Genomic DNA, 13,540 nt, shown 5'->3' on the forward strand with positions numbered 1-13,540 from the left:
CAAATTAACGCCGCCAGCGTCTGAGCAGGCGGCTTCGCATCCCGGTATCAAAGCGCCAGATATGATCGAAAATGCGCATGATGCCGGGTTTGCCGTGTGCTGACATCGCGACCGCATGAAAACGGTGCTGATGTACCCGCTGTAATTCCCCCACTTTGTTGACAACCTCATCGGGTAATCGCTGGGCGATAAAATCCGAAATCACCACCGCATCGGCATCAAACCATTCCCGACTCTGCATACGTTCAATAATGGCGCGAAAACAGCTGGCAATGTCCGTACCGCCGCGAAAGCGCTGGCTTAAAAAACGGATTGCCTGCTCAATGCCTTCCGGACCGGATAGCTCATAGCGCACGACTTCTGTCGAAAATAACATGATAAAACAGCGACGGTTATCGGCGAGTGCAACGCGCATGAGTGCGAGGCAAAAGGCTTTCGCACACTGTTCGTTAAATCCGCCCATCGATCCCGAGGTATCGACACAGACAATAAACGGTCCACGAGGCTGCTCGTCAAAATCCTGGTGTATAACCGGTCGCTCTGTTACTTTCTCGCGCCAGGCTTCTCCATGCAGGCGGTATGTCAGGAGCTGCTTTTCCACCAGCCGCCGATAGAACTCATATTCCAGTTCGGTAATGCCCAACGTGGCCAGTTCGGGGGGGAGTAAACGCAGGATATCATCGCTTTGTTGAATGCCATCCACCTGCTCCGGGACGGTGGCCGGTTCACGCACCAGCGTACGGAATGTTTCCATTGGCGCGTCTTTACGCGGCACGGATTTCGCTTCTCTGGAGCGCCCCAACTGTTCGGCCAGCCGTTGAAGTTCGGGTTGTTGCGTCAGGAACTCACCGTATTTCACCATCAACTGATAATCACCGCGCTTGATTTGACCTGCGCTCATGCCCCACAAACGACCCGCTGCGTTGTCATTTTCCGCCAGCACAGGTTCCAGTTGGCCACTGAGCGTCATCCGTTCCTGTACTTCACTGAGCAACTGTTCGCGTTCTTCTTCCAGTAGCTGCTGATTAAGCGTGGTGGTTTGAACCACCAGGCTCAGGCGCCAGCGCTGGAGAAATAGTGTATGCAGTGCGGGCGTAAAAATACTGTTGTCATCGACCAGTTGCTGCGCTTGCCCAGCCCATGGTGAGTGGAGTCGGTGCAGGAGCGCTAAGATTTGCGGTAGCTGGACGATAAACTGCGGAGTGGAGAGGAGCTGACTTTGCTGATAGCACATTACCTCTTCTGTTAGCTCCGGCGGTACGTGGGTATCTTTGAGGCGGCTGCGTAACGCTTCACGCCAGCGGGGGACATCGTCAGTAATCGCTTTTTTTAGCCGGGGAAATTTTTTGAAAAAGACCGCCATCTGCGGGGAAGCCAGCAGTGCGATGATCATCTCTTCGATCATCCCCTCTTCGCCGACCGCCAGCATGATATTTAGCGTATCAAGGGTCAGCATTGTTGTGCCTGTCGGATCTGTGTACCGACGTCCTGCAGGCTGGCTTCAATGCGGCCTAACCAGTCACTATGGATAAACAGACATTTTTGCTGTTCACTAAATTCGCTGTGCTGCTGGTGCCATTCGTTGTCGAGCGCTTCAAGCTGCTGTTTTATCTCACTGGGCATGCCTTCTTCTGATGCACCGGGTAACGCCAGTCGAGAACCTTGCAAGCTGACGTCGCGTACGACCAGGTGCTGAGCGCTGTCGACTTCCATATTCAGCGTCTGGGCAAATCCGATCCCGTTTAATTTTCCGCGGATCTCACCGCCTTTCGTCAGCCATAGCTCCAGAGCGGCGCGCTCAAAGGCAATATGGATAACGTCCATATCGTGCAGTTTTAGGGGTTTTTGCAGTAACAGCGTCAGTACGGAAGTGTTGGCTTCCGGCGGTAAATCATAATGAGGACGGCGGCTGAACATTCCGCCCTGACGAATTACCGTGAAAGCCGTTTTATCACTTTGCTGCTGCTGTAGCTGGATGCGGCGCTGCATTATTGTCCCAAGGCGAGTCAGCATTGTCTGCTGCTGCCAGGCGTGCCCGGTCATCAATATTTCGATTTGTTGCTGCATCAGATTCAGGCTTTGTGCGTCATACCACAAGCAATCTTTCAACAGGATAAGATCGATAGGCGCAACGGCATCGCGTCCGCTAAAGAAGGCGCTGGCCTGGAGTAAGCGGATTGCTTTTTTCCAGCGACGGTCAGATACGTAGGGGGCGTTCGGTAGCGCATCCAGTTGCTGGCGCAGGGTGAAAATCAATTCAAATACACGATCGGGAAGCGTGACTTTGCCAATGTCTTTTTGCCACTGGTAGTACTCTTCATCCGTCACTTGTAACGTTGTTGGAACAGGGTTGTCACTTTCATCCTGCTGGCTTAACAGCATGGAGCGGAAGTTAGCCTTGTCCTGGACTTTATCCAGCCACAGGCGAATCAGCATTCGGTCGTACAATGCTTCCAGGCTGCTGTCCGCTTCAGGCAATTCGTTGGACGCCGCGACCAGCAGACGCATCGGGATTTTCTCCTCGTGTGCGCCGTTGCGGAAGTGGCGTTCGTTAATGGCGGTCAGCAGGGTGTTGAGAATGGCCGGGCCTGCTTTCCAGATTTCATCGAGAAAAACGATTTCGGCTTCAGGAAGATAGCCTGCTGTTAAGCGCTCATAGCGACCTTCGTCTTTAAGCGCCTGAATGGATAGCGGGCCAAAGACCTCTTCAGGTGTCGAAAAGCGCGTCATCAGATATTCGAAAGCACGGGCATTTTTAAAGGCAAACTTCAGTCGGCGAGCGATTAAGCTTTTCGCGATCCCTGGCGGGCCTAATAAGAAGACGCTCTCGCCGCTGAGCGCGGCCAGCAGACAAAGGCGAATGGCGTGGCTACGTTCATAAAGTCCCTTTTCCAGCGCATTGCTCAGACGGGAAATTCTTTCCGCTAATAAATGTGGGTGAGCCATAATGAAGTGGCGTCCTTTCGCCAAATGTTCCGCGTTAAACAGCGAGTATAGATGTTTAGCCCCTGGGCTGTAATAGACTGAAGGCGCGTTTATTTTTCTTTGAGCCAGATTAATCTGGTCTCATTTAGGGGTACGATTTTGCGATTAATCGTGCATACTGTGCGCCTTTTTGTGGGCCAAGGGACGACGCACACATTTCTTATATATACACCATATCAATCAAGCTGCACCAAGGCGGCAATGGAGTTATTCCCTGGGATGGGCGGAATAACGAATGCAGCTAACGCGGAGGTCGCTTGAACGATGATGTGTATAAACGAAAGACGAGTCTATGAGCACTGATAATAAGCAATCATTGTCTGCGATTACCCTTGCGGCCATTGGGGTTGTCTACGGTGATATTGGTACCAGCCCACTTTATACGCTTCGTGAATGTTTGTCCGGGCAGTTTGGTTTTGGCGTTGAACGTGATGCTGTGTTTGGTTTTCTCTCGCTGATTTTCTGGCTGCTGATCCTGGTTGTTTCCGTTAAATATCTGTCATTTGTTATGCGTGCTGATAACGCCGGGGAAGGCGGGATCCTGACGTTGATGTCGTTGGCCGGGCGTAATACGTCGGCGCGAACGACCTCGATGCTGGTGATTATGGGATTGATTGGCGGCAGCTTTTTCTATGGCGAGGTGGTGATCACGCCAGCGATTTCGGTGATGTCGGCGATTGAAGGTCTGGAGATCATTGCTCCACAACTGGACACCTGGATTGTTCCTCTCTCTATTATCGTACTTACCCTGCTGTTTTTGATTCAAAAGCACGGTACCGGCATGGTCGGTAAGCTGTTTGCGCCGATTATGCTGATATGGTTCCTGGTGCTTGCCGTGCTGGGTGTACGCAGCATTATTGCGAATCCGGAAGTGTTGCATGCCCTAAATCCGTATTGGGCTGTTCATTTCTTCCTGGAATTCAAAACGCTATCCTTTATTGCGCTGGGCGCAGTGGTGCTGTCGATTACCGGTGTTGAAGCGTTGTATGCCGACATGGGCCATTTTGGTAAGTTACCTATTCGCCTGGCATGGTTCACCGTCGTATTGCCTTCGCTGGTGTTGAATTACTTTGGTCAGGGTGCGTTGCTGTTAAAGCATCCCGAAGCGATCAAAAACCCGTTCTTCCTGCTGGCACCGGATTGGGCACTTATTCCGCTGCTGATCCTTGCCGCTCTGGCAACGGTTATCGCCTCTCAGGCGGTTATCTCCGGTGTATTCTCACTGACGCGCCAGGCTGTGCGTCTGGGGTATTTATCGCCGATGCGGATTATCCATACTTCAGAAATGGAATCGGGTCAGATCTATATTCCTTTCGTAAACTGGATGCTTTATTTCGCCGTGGTTATCGTGATCGTGAGCTTTGAGCACTCCAGTAATCTGGCTGCGGCGTACGGTATTGCGGTGACAGGGACGATGGTGCTGACGTCCATCTTGTCGACGACTGTGGCGCGGCAAAACTGGCACTGGAATAAGTACTTCGTCTTCCTGATCCTGGTTGCGTTCCTGTGCATCGATGTTCCGTTATTCTCTGCAAACCTCGATAAGCTTATTTCAGGCGGCTGGTTGCCGCTCTCGCTGGGCCTGGTAATGTTCACTATTATGACGACCTGGAAAAGCGAACGCTTCCGTCTGCTGCGTCGTATGCATGAGCACGGTAACTCTCTGGAGGCGATGATTGCCTCGCTGGAGAAATCCCCACCGGTGCGCGTGCCTGGAACGGCGGTATATATGTCCCGCGCGTTGAACGTCATCCCGTTTGCACTGCTGCATAATCTCAAACACAACAAAGTGTTGCATGAACGCGTGATCCTGCTGACGCTGCGTACAGAAGATGCTCCGTATGTACACAATGTACGTCGGGTGCAGATTGAGCAGCTTTCACCGACCTTCTGGCGCGTGGTGGCCAGTTATGGCTGGCGTGAAACGCCAAACGTTGAGGAAGTGTTCCACCGCTGTGGTCTGGAAGGCTTAAGTTGCCGGATGATGGAAACCTCCTTCTTTATGTCGCATGAGTCGCTGATTGTTGGCAAACGGCCATGGTATCTGCGCCTGCGCGGTAAGCTGTATTTGCTGTTGCAGCGTAACGCGCTACGTGCGCCGGACCAGTTTGAAATTCCGCCTAACCGGGTTATTGAACTCGGTACTCAGGTCGAGATTTAATATTGCTGACGCCCTCTTTCATCGTGAAAGGGGGCGTTTTGTTTGACTCCTCTCAGTTTTCTTTTCATCTCATGATAATCCTTGCGAAACGTTTCGATGGCGATCACATTTTCGTAACCTCGCGGTGGTTTTCTGTGCACCCTTCAGACTAAACTTATTTTCAGCGAAACGTTTCGCTAGTGGGGAAAGAAAATGAAGAAAGGCACGGTACTCAACTCTGAAATTTCATCGGTGATCTCCCGTCTGGGGCATACCGATACGTTAGTCGTCTGTGATGCAGGATTACCTATCCCTGGCAGCACAACGCGTATCGATATGGCATTAACCCAGGGCGTACCTTCTTTTATGCAGGTATTGGATGTGGTTACCCGTGAAATGCAGGTCGAGGCAGCCATTCTCGCGACGGAAATTAAACAACATAATCCGCAACTCCACGAAACGTTGCTCAACCACATTGAGCAACTGCAACAACACCAGGGAAACACCATAGAAATTCGTTACACCACGCATGAGCATTTCAAAAAACAAACCGCAGACAGTCAGGCGGTAATTCGCAGCGGAGAGTGTTCTCCGTATGCGAATATTATTCTTTGTGCTGGCGTCACGTTCTGAGGCCATCATGAACGCATTACTGCAACTCAAAGGGATCGATAAAGCGTTCCCGGGCGTAAAAGCACTATCTGGCGCCGCATTGAATGTCTATCCAGGTCGCGTAATGGCGCTGGTAGGTGAAAACGGCGCTGGCAAATCCACCATGATGAAAGTACTGACCGGTATCTATACCCGCGATGCCGGTTCTTTATTATGGTTGGGGAAAGAAACCACCTTCAACGGCCCAAAATCCTCCCAGGAAGCCGGGATTGGCATTATTCACCAGGAGCTGAACCTGATCCCACAACTCACCATCGCTGAGAACATTTTTCTTGGCCGGGAGTTTGTAAATCGCTTTGGCAAAATAGACTGGAAGAAAATGTATGCCGAAGCCGATCTACTGCTTGCCAAACTCAATCTGCGTTTTAAAAGCGACAGGCTGGTGGGTGAGTTGTCAATTGGCGATCAGCAGATGGTTGAAATTGCCAAAGTGTTGAGCTTTGAGTCGAAGGTCATCGTTATGGATGAACCGACCGACGCCCTTACCGATACCGAAACGGAATCCCTGTTCCTTGTTATCCGCGAACTTAAATCGCAGGGGCGTGGCATCGTCTATATCTCCCACCGTATGAAAGAGATCTTCGAGATTTGCGATGATGTGACCGTTTTCCGCGACGGGCAGTTTATTGCCGAGCGTGAAGTGGCCTCGTTAACCGAAGATTCGCTCATTGAAATGATGGTGGGGCGTAAGCTGGAAGATCAGTACCCGCGGCTGGATAAAGCGCCAGGCGATGTGCGCCTGAAGGTTGATAACCTGTGCGGCCCAGGGGTACATGATGTGTCATTCACACTACGCAAAGGCGAGATCCTGGGCGTCTCTGGCCTGATGGGGGCCGGTCGTACTGAATTGATGAAAGTCCTGTATGGCGCACTGCCACGTACCAGCGGTTACGTCACGCTTGACGGGCATGAAGTGGTTACCCGCTCTCCGCAGGATGGCCTGGCCAACGGTATCGTCTATATTTCTGAAGACCGTAAACGCGATGGCTTAGTGCTGGGCATGTCGGTGAAAGAGAACATGTCGTTAACTGCACTACGCTACTTTAGCCGCGCTGGCGGAAGCCTGAAACATAAAGATGAGCAGCAGGCGGTAGGTGATTTTATTCGCCTTTTCAATGTAAAAACGCCATCTATGGAACAGGCTATCGGTCTGCTTTCTGGCGGTAACCAGCAAAAAGTGGCGATTGCACGCGGTTTGATGACCCGACCCAAAGTGCTGATTCTCGATGAGCCAACACGCGGTGTTGATGTTGGTGCCAAGAAAGAAATCTACCAGCTTATCAACCAGTTTAAAGCCGATGGGCTGAGCATCATTCTGGTCTCTTCTGAGATGCCAGAAGTATTGGGCATGAGCGATCGGATTATTGTTATGCATGAAGGGCATCTCGGCGGTGAGTTCTCTCGCGAGCAGGCCACTCAGGAAGTATTAATGGCTGCCGCTGTGGGCAAGCTTAATCGCGTGAATCAGGAGTAAAAAAGATGACTACCCAGGCTGTTTCTGGTCGCCGTTATTTCACTAAAGCATGGCTTCTGGAGCAAAAGTCGCTCATCGCTCTGTTAGTGCTGATTGCGATTGTTTCCACCATGAGCCCGAACTTTTTTACTGTTAATAACCTGTTCAACATTCTCCAGCAAACGTCGGTAAACGCCATTATGGCCGTCGGCATGACGCTGGTCATCCTGACGTCGGGTATCGATCTGTCCGTCGGTTCCCTGCTGGCGCTCACCGGTGCGGTTGCTGCTTCCATTGTCGGAATTGAAGTCAACGCGCTGGTCGCCGTCGCGGCAGCATTGGCGCTGGGCGCTGCTGTTGGTGCGTTAACCGGGGTGATTGTCGCAAAAGGTCGCGTGCAGGCATTTATCGCCACGCTGGTGATGATGCTCCTGCTGCGGGGTGTGACGATGGTGTACACCAATGGGAGTCCGGTAAATACCGGATTTACCGACAATGCCGATCTGTTTGGCTGGTTTGGTATTGGTCGTCCGTTAGGCGTCCCGACGCCGGTGTGGATTATGGGTATTGTCTTCCTGGCTGCATGGTACATGCTGCATCACACCCGTCTGGGCCGATATATCTATGCGCTGGGTGGTAACGAAGCGGCAACGCGTCTGTCTGGTATCAGCGTCAGTAAGATTAAAATTATCGTTTATTCACTCTGTGGGCTGCTGGCTTCGCTGGCGGGCATCATTGAAGTGGCGCGTCTTTCCTCTGCACAACCGACGGCGGGTACCGGCTACGAGCTGGATGCTATCGCTGCGGTCGTATTAGGCGGTACTAGCCTGGCGGGCGGTAAAGGACGAATTGTTGGGACGCTGATCGGCGCATTGATTCTTGGTTTCCTCAATAATGGTTTGAATTTGTTAGGTGTATCCTCCTATTACCAGATGATCGTCAAAGCGGTGGTGATTTTGCTGGCGGTACTGGTAGACAACAAAAAGCAGTAACAACGATTACAGGACATCTTAAATATGAACATGAAAAAACTGGCTACCCTGGTTTCTGCTGTTGCGCTGAGCGCCACCGTGAGCGCGAATGCGATGGCGAAAGATACCATTGCGCTGGTGGTCTCTACGCTTAATAACCCGTTCTTTGTCTCCCTGAAAGATGGTGCGCAAAAAGAGGCGGATAAGCTGGGCTATAACCTGGTTATTCTGGATTCACAGAATAACCCGGCGAAAGAACTGGCAAACGTTCAGGATTTAACGGTTCGCGGTACTAAAATACTGCTGATTAACCCGACGGACTCCGATGCCGTGGGTAATGCTGTGAAGATGGCTAACCAGGCGAAGATTCCGGTTATCACTCTCGACCGCGTAGCGTCTAAAGGTGAAGTTGTAAGCCATATTGCGTCTGATAACGTGCTGGGCGGCAAAATTGCGGGTGATTACATCGCGAAAAAAGCGGGTGAAGGCGCGAAAGTTATCGAACTGCAGGGCATTGCCGGAACGTCCGCGGCGCGTGAGCGTGGCGAAGGTTTCCAGCAGGCCGTTGCGGCGCACAAATTTAATGTACTGGCCAGCCAGCCGGCAGACTTCGACCGTACGAAAGGCTTGAACGTTATGCAGAACCTGCTGACCGCACATCCTGATGTGCAGGCTGTCTTTGCCCAGAACGATGAAATGGCGCTGGGTGCATTGCGCGCACTGCAAACTGCGGGTAAATCTGATGTGATGGTGGTTGGATTTGACGGCACACCTGATGGCGAAAAAGCAGTAAATGATGGCAAACTGGCTGCGACTATTGCTCAGTTGCCGGATCAGATTGGCGCGAAAGGCGTTGAGACTGCGGATAAAGTACTGAAAGGCGAGAAGGTTCAGGCTAAATATCCGGTTGACCTGAAGCTGGTCATCAAGCAGTAATACCGATTCAGGCCGCTCGTGACCTGATGGAGACATAAATACGCCATCGTTAGATCTGGTTCTGAAGATGAAAGCGTAAAAAGAAAAGCAGGGCACGCGCCACCCTAACCCGGTGGCGCACTTTGACTTGGAATACCTAACATGAAAACCGCAGGCAACCTCGTTGTTCTTGGCAGCATTAATGCCGATCACATCCTCAACCTTACATCTTTCCCGACACCTGGTGAAACCGTAACGGGTAGTCAATATCAGGTGGCGTTTGGCGGTAAAGGCGCGAATCAGGCGGTTGCTGCAGGGCGTAGTGGCGCGAATATCGCGTTCATTGCCTGTACGGGGGATGACGATATTGGCGAAAGTGTTCGTAAACAGTTAGCCCGCGATAATATCGATATTGCCCCGATTAGCGTTATTGCGGGTGAATCGACCGGTGTGGCGCTGATTTTTGTGAATGCTGACGGTGAGAATGTTATCGGTATTCATGCCGGCGCGAATGCTGCACTTTCTCCGGCGTTGGTAGAAGCACAGCGTGACCGTATTGCTCAGGCGTCTGCGTTACTGATGCAATTAGAATCACCGATCGAAAGCGTATTGGCTGCAGCAAAAATAGCGCAGCAAAACAAGACTACGGTTGCCCTGAATCCAGCCCCGGCACGTGAACTATCTGACGAGTTGCTGGCGCTGGTGGATATTATTACCCCAAATGAAACCGAAGCTGAAAAGCTGACGGGGATCCGGGTCGAAAACGATGAAGATGCCGCTAAAGCGGCGCAGGCGTTGCACGCGAAGGGTATTCATACTGTACTGATTACCTTAGGAAGTCGTGGTGTGTGGGCCAGCGTAAACGGTGAAGGTCGTCGTGTGCCCGGGTTTAAAGTGGATGCTGTTGATACTATCGCTGCCGGAGATACCTTTAACGGCGCGTTAATCACCGCGTTACTGGAAGAGACTCCGCTATCGGAAGCCATCCGTTTTGCACATGCTGCCGCGGCGATTGCGGTCACACGTAAAGGTGCACAGCCTTCCGTTCCATGGCGTGAAGAAATCGAAGCGTTTTTAAGTCAACAGAGGTAACGCTTGGCTACAATGAAGGACGTTGCCCGCCTGGCGGGTGTTTCCACGTCGACGGTTTCTCACGTCATTAATAAAGATCGCTTTGTCAGTGAGGCGATCACTGACAAAGTTGATGCGGCGATCAAAGAGCTTAACTATGCGCCTTCCGCGTTGGCGCGTAGTCTCAAACTGAATCAGACCCGCACTATTGGCATGTTAATCACAGCCAGTACCAATCCCTTTTACTCTGAGCTGGTTCGTGGTGTTGAACGTAGTTGCTTTGAGCGTGGTTACAGCCTGGTGTTGTGCAACACCGAAGGTGATGAGCAGCGTATGAACCGTAATCTGGAAACGTTGATGCAAAAACGGGTAGACGGCTTGTTGCTGCTCTGCACGGAAACACATCAGCCTTCCAGAGAGATCATGCAACGTTATCCTTCTATACCCACCGTTATGATGGATTGGTCACCTTTTGATGGTGAAAGCGATCTGATTCAGGATAACTCCCTGTTGGGTGGGGATTTAGCCACCCAGCATCTTATCGAAAAAGGGTTTACGCGCATTGCCTGCATCACCGGGCCGCTGGACAAAACGCCGGCGCGTTTACGTCTGGAAGGATATCGTGCTGCAATGAGGCGTGCAGGGCTGGCTATCCCGGACGGTTACGAGATCACCGGTGATTTCGAGTTTGGCGGTGGGTTTGAAGCTATGCAAACGCTGTTGTCGCATAAAGACCGCCCACAGGCTGTTTTTACCGGCAATGACGCGATGGCGGTTGGAGCATATCAGGCTTTATACCAGTCTGGATTGCGTATCCCGCAGGATATGGCGGTAGTCGGTTATGATGACATAGAACTGGCGCGCTATATGACGCCGCCGCTGACAACTATTCACCAACCGAAAGATGAGTTGGGCGAACTGGCCATTGATGTGTTAATCCACCGTATGGCACAGCCCGCATTGCAGCAGCAGCGCTTGCAGCTTACTCCTGTTTTGATGGCGCGGGGGTCGGTTTAGGTTTATGCCGCTCTTTGATCAGATTGCGCCCATCTTTGGCTCTTAACAGCATAAACATCAGCGCCGATACGACGGTGATCGCGCCCATTGTAATAAAGGTATAGTGGAACTGTTCGACCGTATTGGTTCCTTCCATACCTTCGTAGATACGCAGAACGGCGGCACTGATGGCAACCCCTAAACTAATAGACAGCTGCTGCGTAACGGCTAACACGCTGTTGCCACTGCTGGCGTTCTCATCAGTCAAATCGGCCAGGGTAATGGTATTCATCGAGGTAAACTGGGTGGACATTGCCATACCTAAAATGAACAGTGGCAGGATTAGCATCCAGACCGGCATGGATGGCGACTGTAAAGAGAACTGTGCAATCATCAGGCCGATAAACACTGTAATACCGACCAGTGTGGTCCGGTAGCCGAGGCGGCGCAGTACCTGTGTCACCATCGATTTCGCCAGAATTGATCCCAGCGCGGTCGGAGCCATCATGCAACCGGCAATGAGTGCCGGGTATCCAAAGCCTACCTGCAGCATCAGTGGCATTAAGAAAGGTACGCATCCCGTCCCCAGGCGAGTAGCAAGGTTTCCGGCGATGCCAACAGAAAAGGTCCGCGTTTTAAAAATGGGAAGCGCAATCAACGGTGTCGGATGGCGACGCGCATGACGGATGTAGGCGAGCAGTAACACAATGCTGGCGAGAATAACGCCAAGTGCGACCCAACTGGCAACAAGTTTCTCGCCAAACAACTCAACACCGCTGGAAAACAGCACCAGGCTTAGACCAAAGAGAAAGAAACCGGTCATATCGAAGCCGCGGCGTGGTGTGGTGAAGTTCGGCATATATTTGCGGGCATAGAAGATACCGGCAATACCGATGGGAATATTAATCAGGAAGATCCAGTGCCAACTGGCCCACGTTACCAGCACGCCACCCAGTACCGGACCTAAAATTGGCCCAACAAGACCAGGCATGGTCACGAAATTAAGTACGGGGAGTAGTTCGCTGCGTGGGTAAGCACGCAATAATGCCAGACGGGCAACGGGCATCATCATTGCGCCACCGATACCCTGTATCACGCGGAAAACCACCAATTCACTTAATGAGCTGGAAAGTGCACAAGCCAACGATCCCAACGTAAACAGGCTAACGGCTATCATAAATACGCGCCGGGTACCGAAGCGATCAGCTAACCATCCGCTCACCGGGATCAGCATAGCGACTGTCAGGGTATAGCTGATAATGGCTGATTGCATGGCAAGCGGAGAGCGGTTAAGACTATGTGCAATTGCGGGTAAGGCCGTGTTGAGAATAGTGGCATCTAATGCCTGCATAAAAAAGGCCATGGCGGCTATCCATGGCAACCCAGCCATACTGCGCGATTTCTTTTCTGACATAGATTATTTATCCGGGAGCTCGTTCGGTGCTATCAGTAATGCCTGACAAGCGGCAAAAGCGCGTTCGCCATCGCTATCTTCTATTGCATCGACAATGGCCTGGTGCAAATCCAGCTTGACCACATCGTTATAGGTAATCGACGTAAAGTAGGTCTGATAAACGGAATGGAACAATGATGCGAAAGATATCAGGAAGGGATTCGCGCTCATTTCATAAATGTGCTCATGCCAGGCAATATCAACTTCAATCCAACGTTCGCGTCTGAAGTTTCTTTTCAGCTCGACCATCTCTTCCATTAATGTATTGAGATGGGCTTTCTGCTCTGCTGTACCAATCGTCGCAGCCAGTAAACAAGCTTGAGGTTCCAGGCTAATACGCATCACCAGAAAGTGTTTAATGACTTGAGGAAAATTATCTTCAGTCATCCACCAGGTAAGCAACTCCTGGTCGAGGAAGTTCCAGTTTGCCTGCGGCATAACACGAGTACCAATACGTGGGCGCGGTAATACCATACCTTTAGCCGTTAATGTCTTAACTGCTTCCCTTACCGCAGTTCGGCTCACGCCAAACTGATCGCCCAGCTCAATTTCACCTGGCAGGATAGCACCGGGTGCGTATTCACCTTTTAATATTCTCTGAGCCAGTTTTTCTGCCAGAACATAGGAAAGATTCTTTTGGGCAGCTATCTGTTGGGCATTTAAAGGCATGAGTGTTCTTCCTTACGCGTTTTCTTATTCATTAGTATGCCACCAGGGAGTGTGATTGCGGCTGCAAAAACGGCAAATTGCTTATTTTATGGCATGTTAATGGTGGTTTTGGTGAAAAAATACGCATTTGGAAAGTTATTTTAAATTTCCCCTTGTCAGCCTGAAATAACTCCCTATAATGCGCCTCCACTGACACGGAACAACGGATTACACGC

At 51.3% G+C, this 13,540-nt stretch carries 11 protein-coding genes; 7 read left to right on the top strand and 4 right to left on the bottom strand.

What is annotated here, in order from left to right; genetic code table 11:
• Nucleotides 1–4: 4 nt before the first annotated feature.
• Nucleotides 5–1,456 (bottom strand): ATPase RavA stimulator ViaA, encoded by a 1,452-nt coding sequence (viaA, locus tag OGX95_RS15570; protein ID WP_286630071.1) that lies wholly within the window; start codon nt 1,454–1,456, stop codon nt 5–7.
• Complete coding sequence (gene ravA / locus OGX95_RS15575; RefSeq protein ID WP_286630072.1) at nt 1,450–2,946, bottom strand: ATPase RavA; 1,497 nt, start codon at nt 2,944–2,946, stop codon at nt 1,450–1,452. The genes viaA and ravA overlap by 7 nt, the downstream gene beginning before the upstream one ends.
• A gap of 331 nt (nt 2,947–3,277) precedes the next feature.
• On the opposite strand from ravA, the gene kup reads away from it, so the two are divergent.
• The 7 genes from kup (at nt 3,278) to rbsR (ending at nt 11,224) form a co-directional block, all read left to right on the top strand.
• Nucleotides 3,278–5,146, top strand: a complete 1,869-nt coding sequence (kup, locus tag OGX95_RS15580; protein WP_286630073.1) for a low affinity potassium transporter Kup — start codon at nt 3,278–3,280, stop codon at nt 5,144–5,146.
• Nucleotides 5,147–5,338: 192 nt separating this feature from the next.
• Nucleotides 5,339–5,758 (top strand): D-ribose pyranase, encoded by a 420-nt coding sequence (gene rbsD, locus OGX95_RS15585; protein WP_286630074.1) that lies wholly within the window; start codon nt 5,339–5,341, stop codon nt 5,756–5,758.
• Nucleotides 5,759–5,765: 7 nt separating this feature from the next.
• Nucleotides 5,766–7,271 carry a ribose ABC transporter ATP-binding protein RbsA gene (gene rbsA, locus OGX95_RS15590; protein WP_286630075.1) on the top strand — a complete coding sequence of 502 codons (1,506 nt, stop codon included), beginning with the start codon at nt 5,766–5,768 and terminating at the stop codon, nt 7,269–7,271.
• 5 nt (nt 7,272–7,276) lie between these two features.
• A complete protein-coding gene (gene rbsC, locus OGX95_RS15595; RefSeq protein WP_137381321.1) occupies nt 7,277–8,242 on the top strand; it encodes a ribose ABC transporter permease in 966 nt (321 codons plus the stop codon).
• Nucleotides 8,243–8,266: 24 nt separating this feature from the next.
• Nucleotides 8,267–9,157, top strand: a complete 891-nt coding sequence (rbsB, locus tag OGX95_RS15600) for a ribose ABC transporter substrate-binding protein RbsB (protein WP_003023760.1) — start codon at nt 8,267–8,269, stop codon at nt 9,155–9,157.
• Between the two features lie 141 nt (nt 9,158–9,298).
• Entirely contained in the window at nt 9,299–10,228 is a 930-nt protein-coding gene (gene rbsK, locus OGX95_RS15605; RefSeq protein WP_286630076.1) for a ribokinase, read from the top strand.
• Between the two features lie 3 nt (nt 10,229–10,231).
• Nucleotides 10,232–11,224, top strand: a complete 993-nt coding sequence (gene rbsR, locus OGX95_RS15610) for a ribose operon transcriptional repressor RbsR (protein ID WP_286630077.1) — start codon at nt 10,232–10,234, stop codon at nt 11,222–11,224.
• On the opposite strand, the gene mdtD is transcribed toward rbsR, so the two are convergent.
• A complete protein-coding gene (mdtD, locus tag OGX95_RS15615) occupies nt 11,190–12,617 on the bottom strand; it encodes a multidrug transporter subunit MdtD (RefSeq protein WP_286630078.1) in 1,428 nt (475 codons plus the stop codon). The two genes, rbsR and mdtD, sit on opposite strands and share 35 nt — an antisense overlap.
• A 3-nt stretch (nt 12,618–12,620) precedes the next feature.
• Nucleotides 12,621–13,325, bottom strand: a complete 705-nt coding sequence (locus OGX95_RS15620) for a FadR/GntR family transcriptional regulator (protein WP_101742141.1) — start codon at nt 13,323–13,325, stop codon at nt 12,621–12,623.
• Nucleotides 13,326–13,540 lie beyond the last annotated feature (215 nt).

The sequence above is a fragment of the Citrobacter sp. Cu233 genome (assembly GCF_030332225.1).
In the GTDB taxonomy this organism is placed as follows: Bacteria; Pseudomonadota; Gammaproteobacteria; order Enterobacterales; family Enterobacteriaceae; genus Citrobacter.

What these genes read in the sequence shown, in the direction of transcription:
- rbsK (WP_286630076.1), top strand. Translation starts at nt 9,299, where the DNA reads ATGAAAACCGCAGGCAACCTCGTTGTTCTTGGCAGCATTAATGCCGAT.
- rbsA (WP_286630075.1), top strand. Translation starts at nt 5,766, where the DNA reads ATGAACGCATTACTGCAACTCAAAGGGATCGATAAAGCGTTCCCGGGC.
- rbsB (WP_003023760.1), top strand. Translation starts at nt 8,267, where the DNA reads ATGAACATGAAAAAACTGGCTACCCTGGTTTCTGCTGTTGCGCTGAGC.
- OGX95_RS15620 (WP_101742141.1), bottom strand. Translation starts at nt 13,325, where the DNA reads ATGCCTTTAAATGCCCAACAGATAGCTGCCCAAAAGAATCTTTCCTAT.
- ravA (WP_286630072.1), bottom strand. Translation starts at nt 2,946, where the DNA reads ATGGCTCACCCACATTTATTAGCGGAAAGAATTTCCCGTCTGAGCAAT.
- rbsC (WP_137381321.1), top strand. Translation starts at nt 7,277, where the DNA reads ATGACTACCCAGGCTGTTTCTGGTCGCCGTTATTTCACTAAAGCATGG.
- mdtD (WP_286630078.1), bottom strand. Translation starts at nt 12,617, where the DNA reads ATGTCAGAAAAGAAATCGCGCAGTATGGCTGGGTTGCCATGGATAGCC.
- kup (WP_286630073.1), top strand. Translation starts at nt 3,278, where the DNA reads ATGAGCACTGATAATAAGCAATCATTGTCTGCGATTACCCTTGCGGCC.
- viaA (WP_286630071.1), bottom strand. Translation starts at nt 1,456, where the DNA reads ATGCTGACCCTTGATACGCTAAATATCATGCTGGCGGTCGGCGAAGAG.
- rbsD (WP_286630074.1), top strand. Translation starts at nt 5,339, where the DNA reads ATGAAGAAAGGCACGGTACTCAACTCTGAAATTTCATCGGTGATCTCC.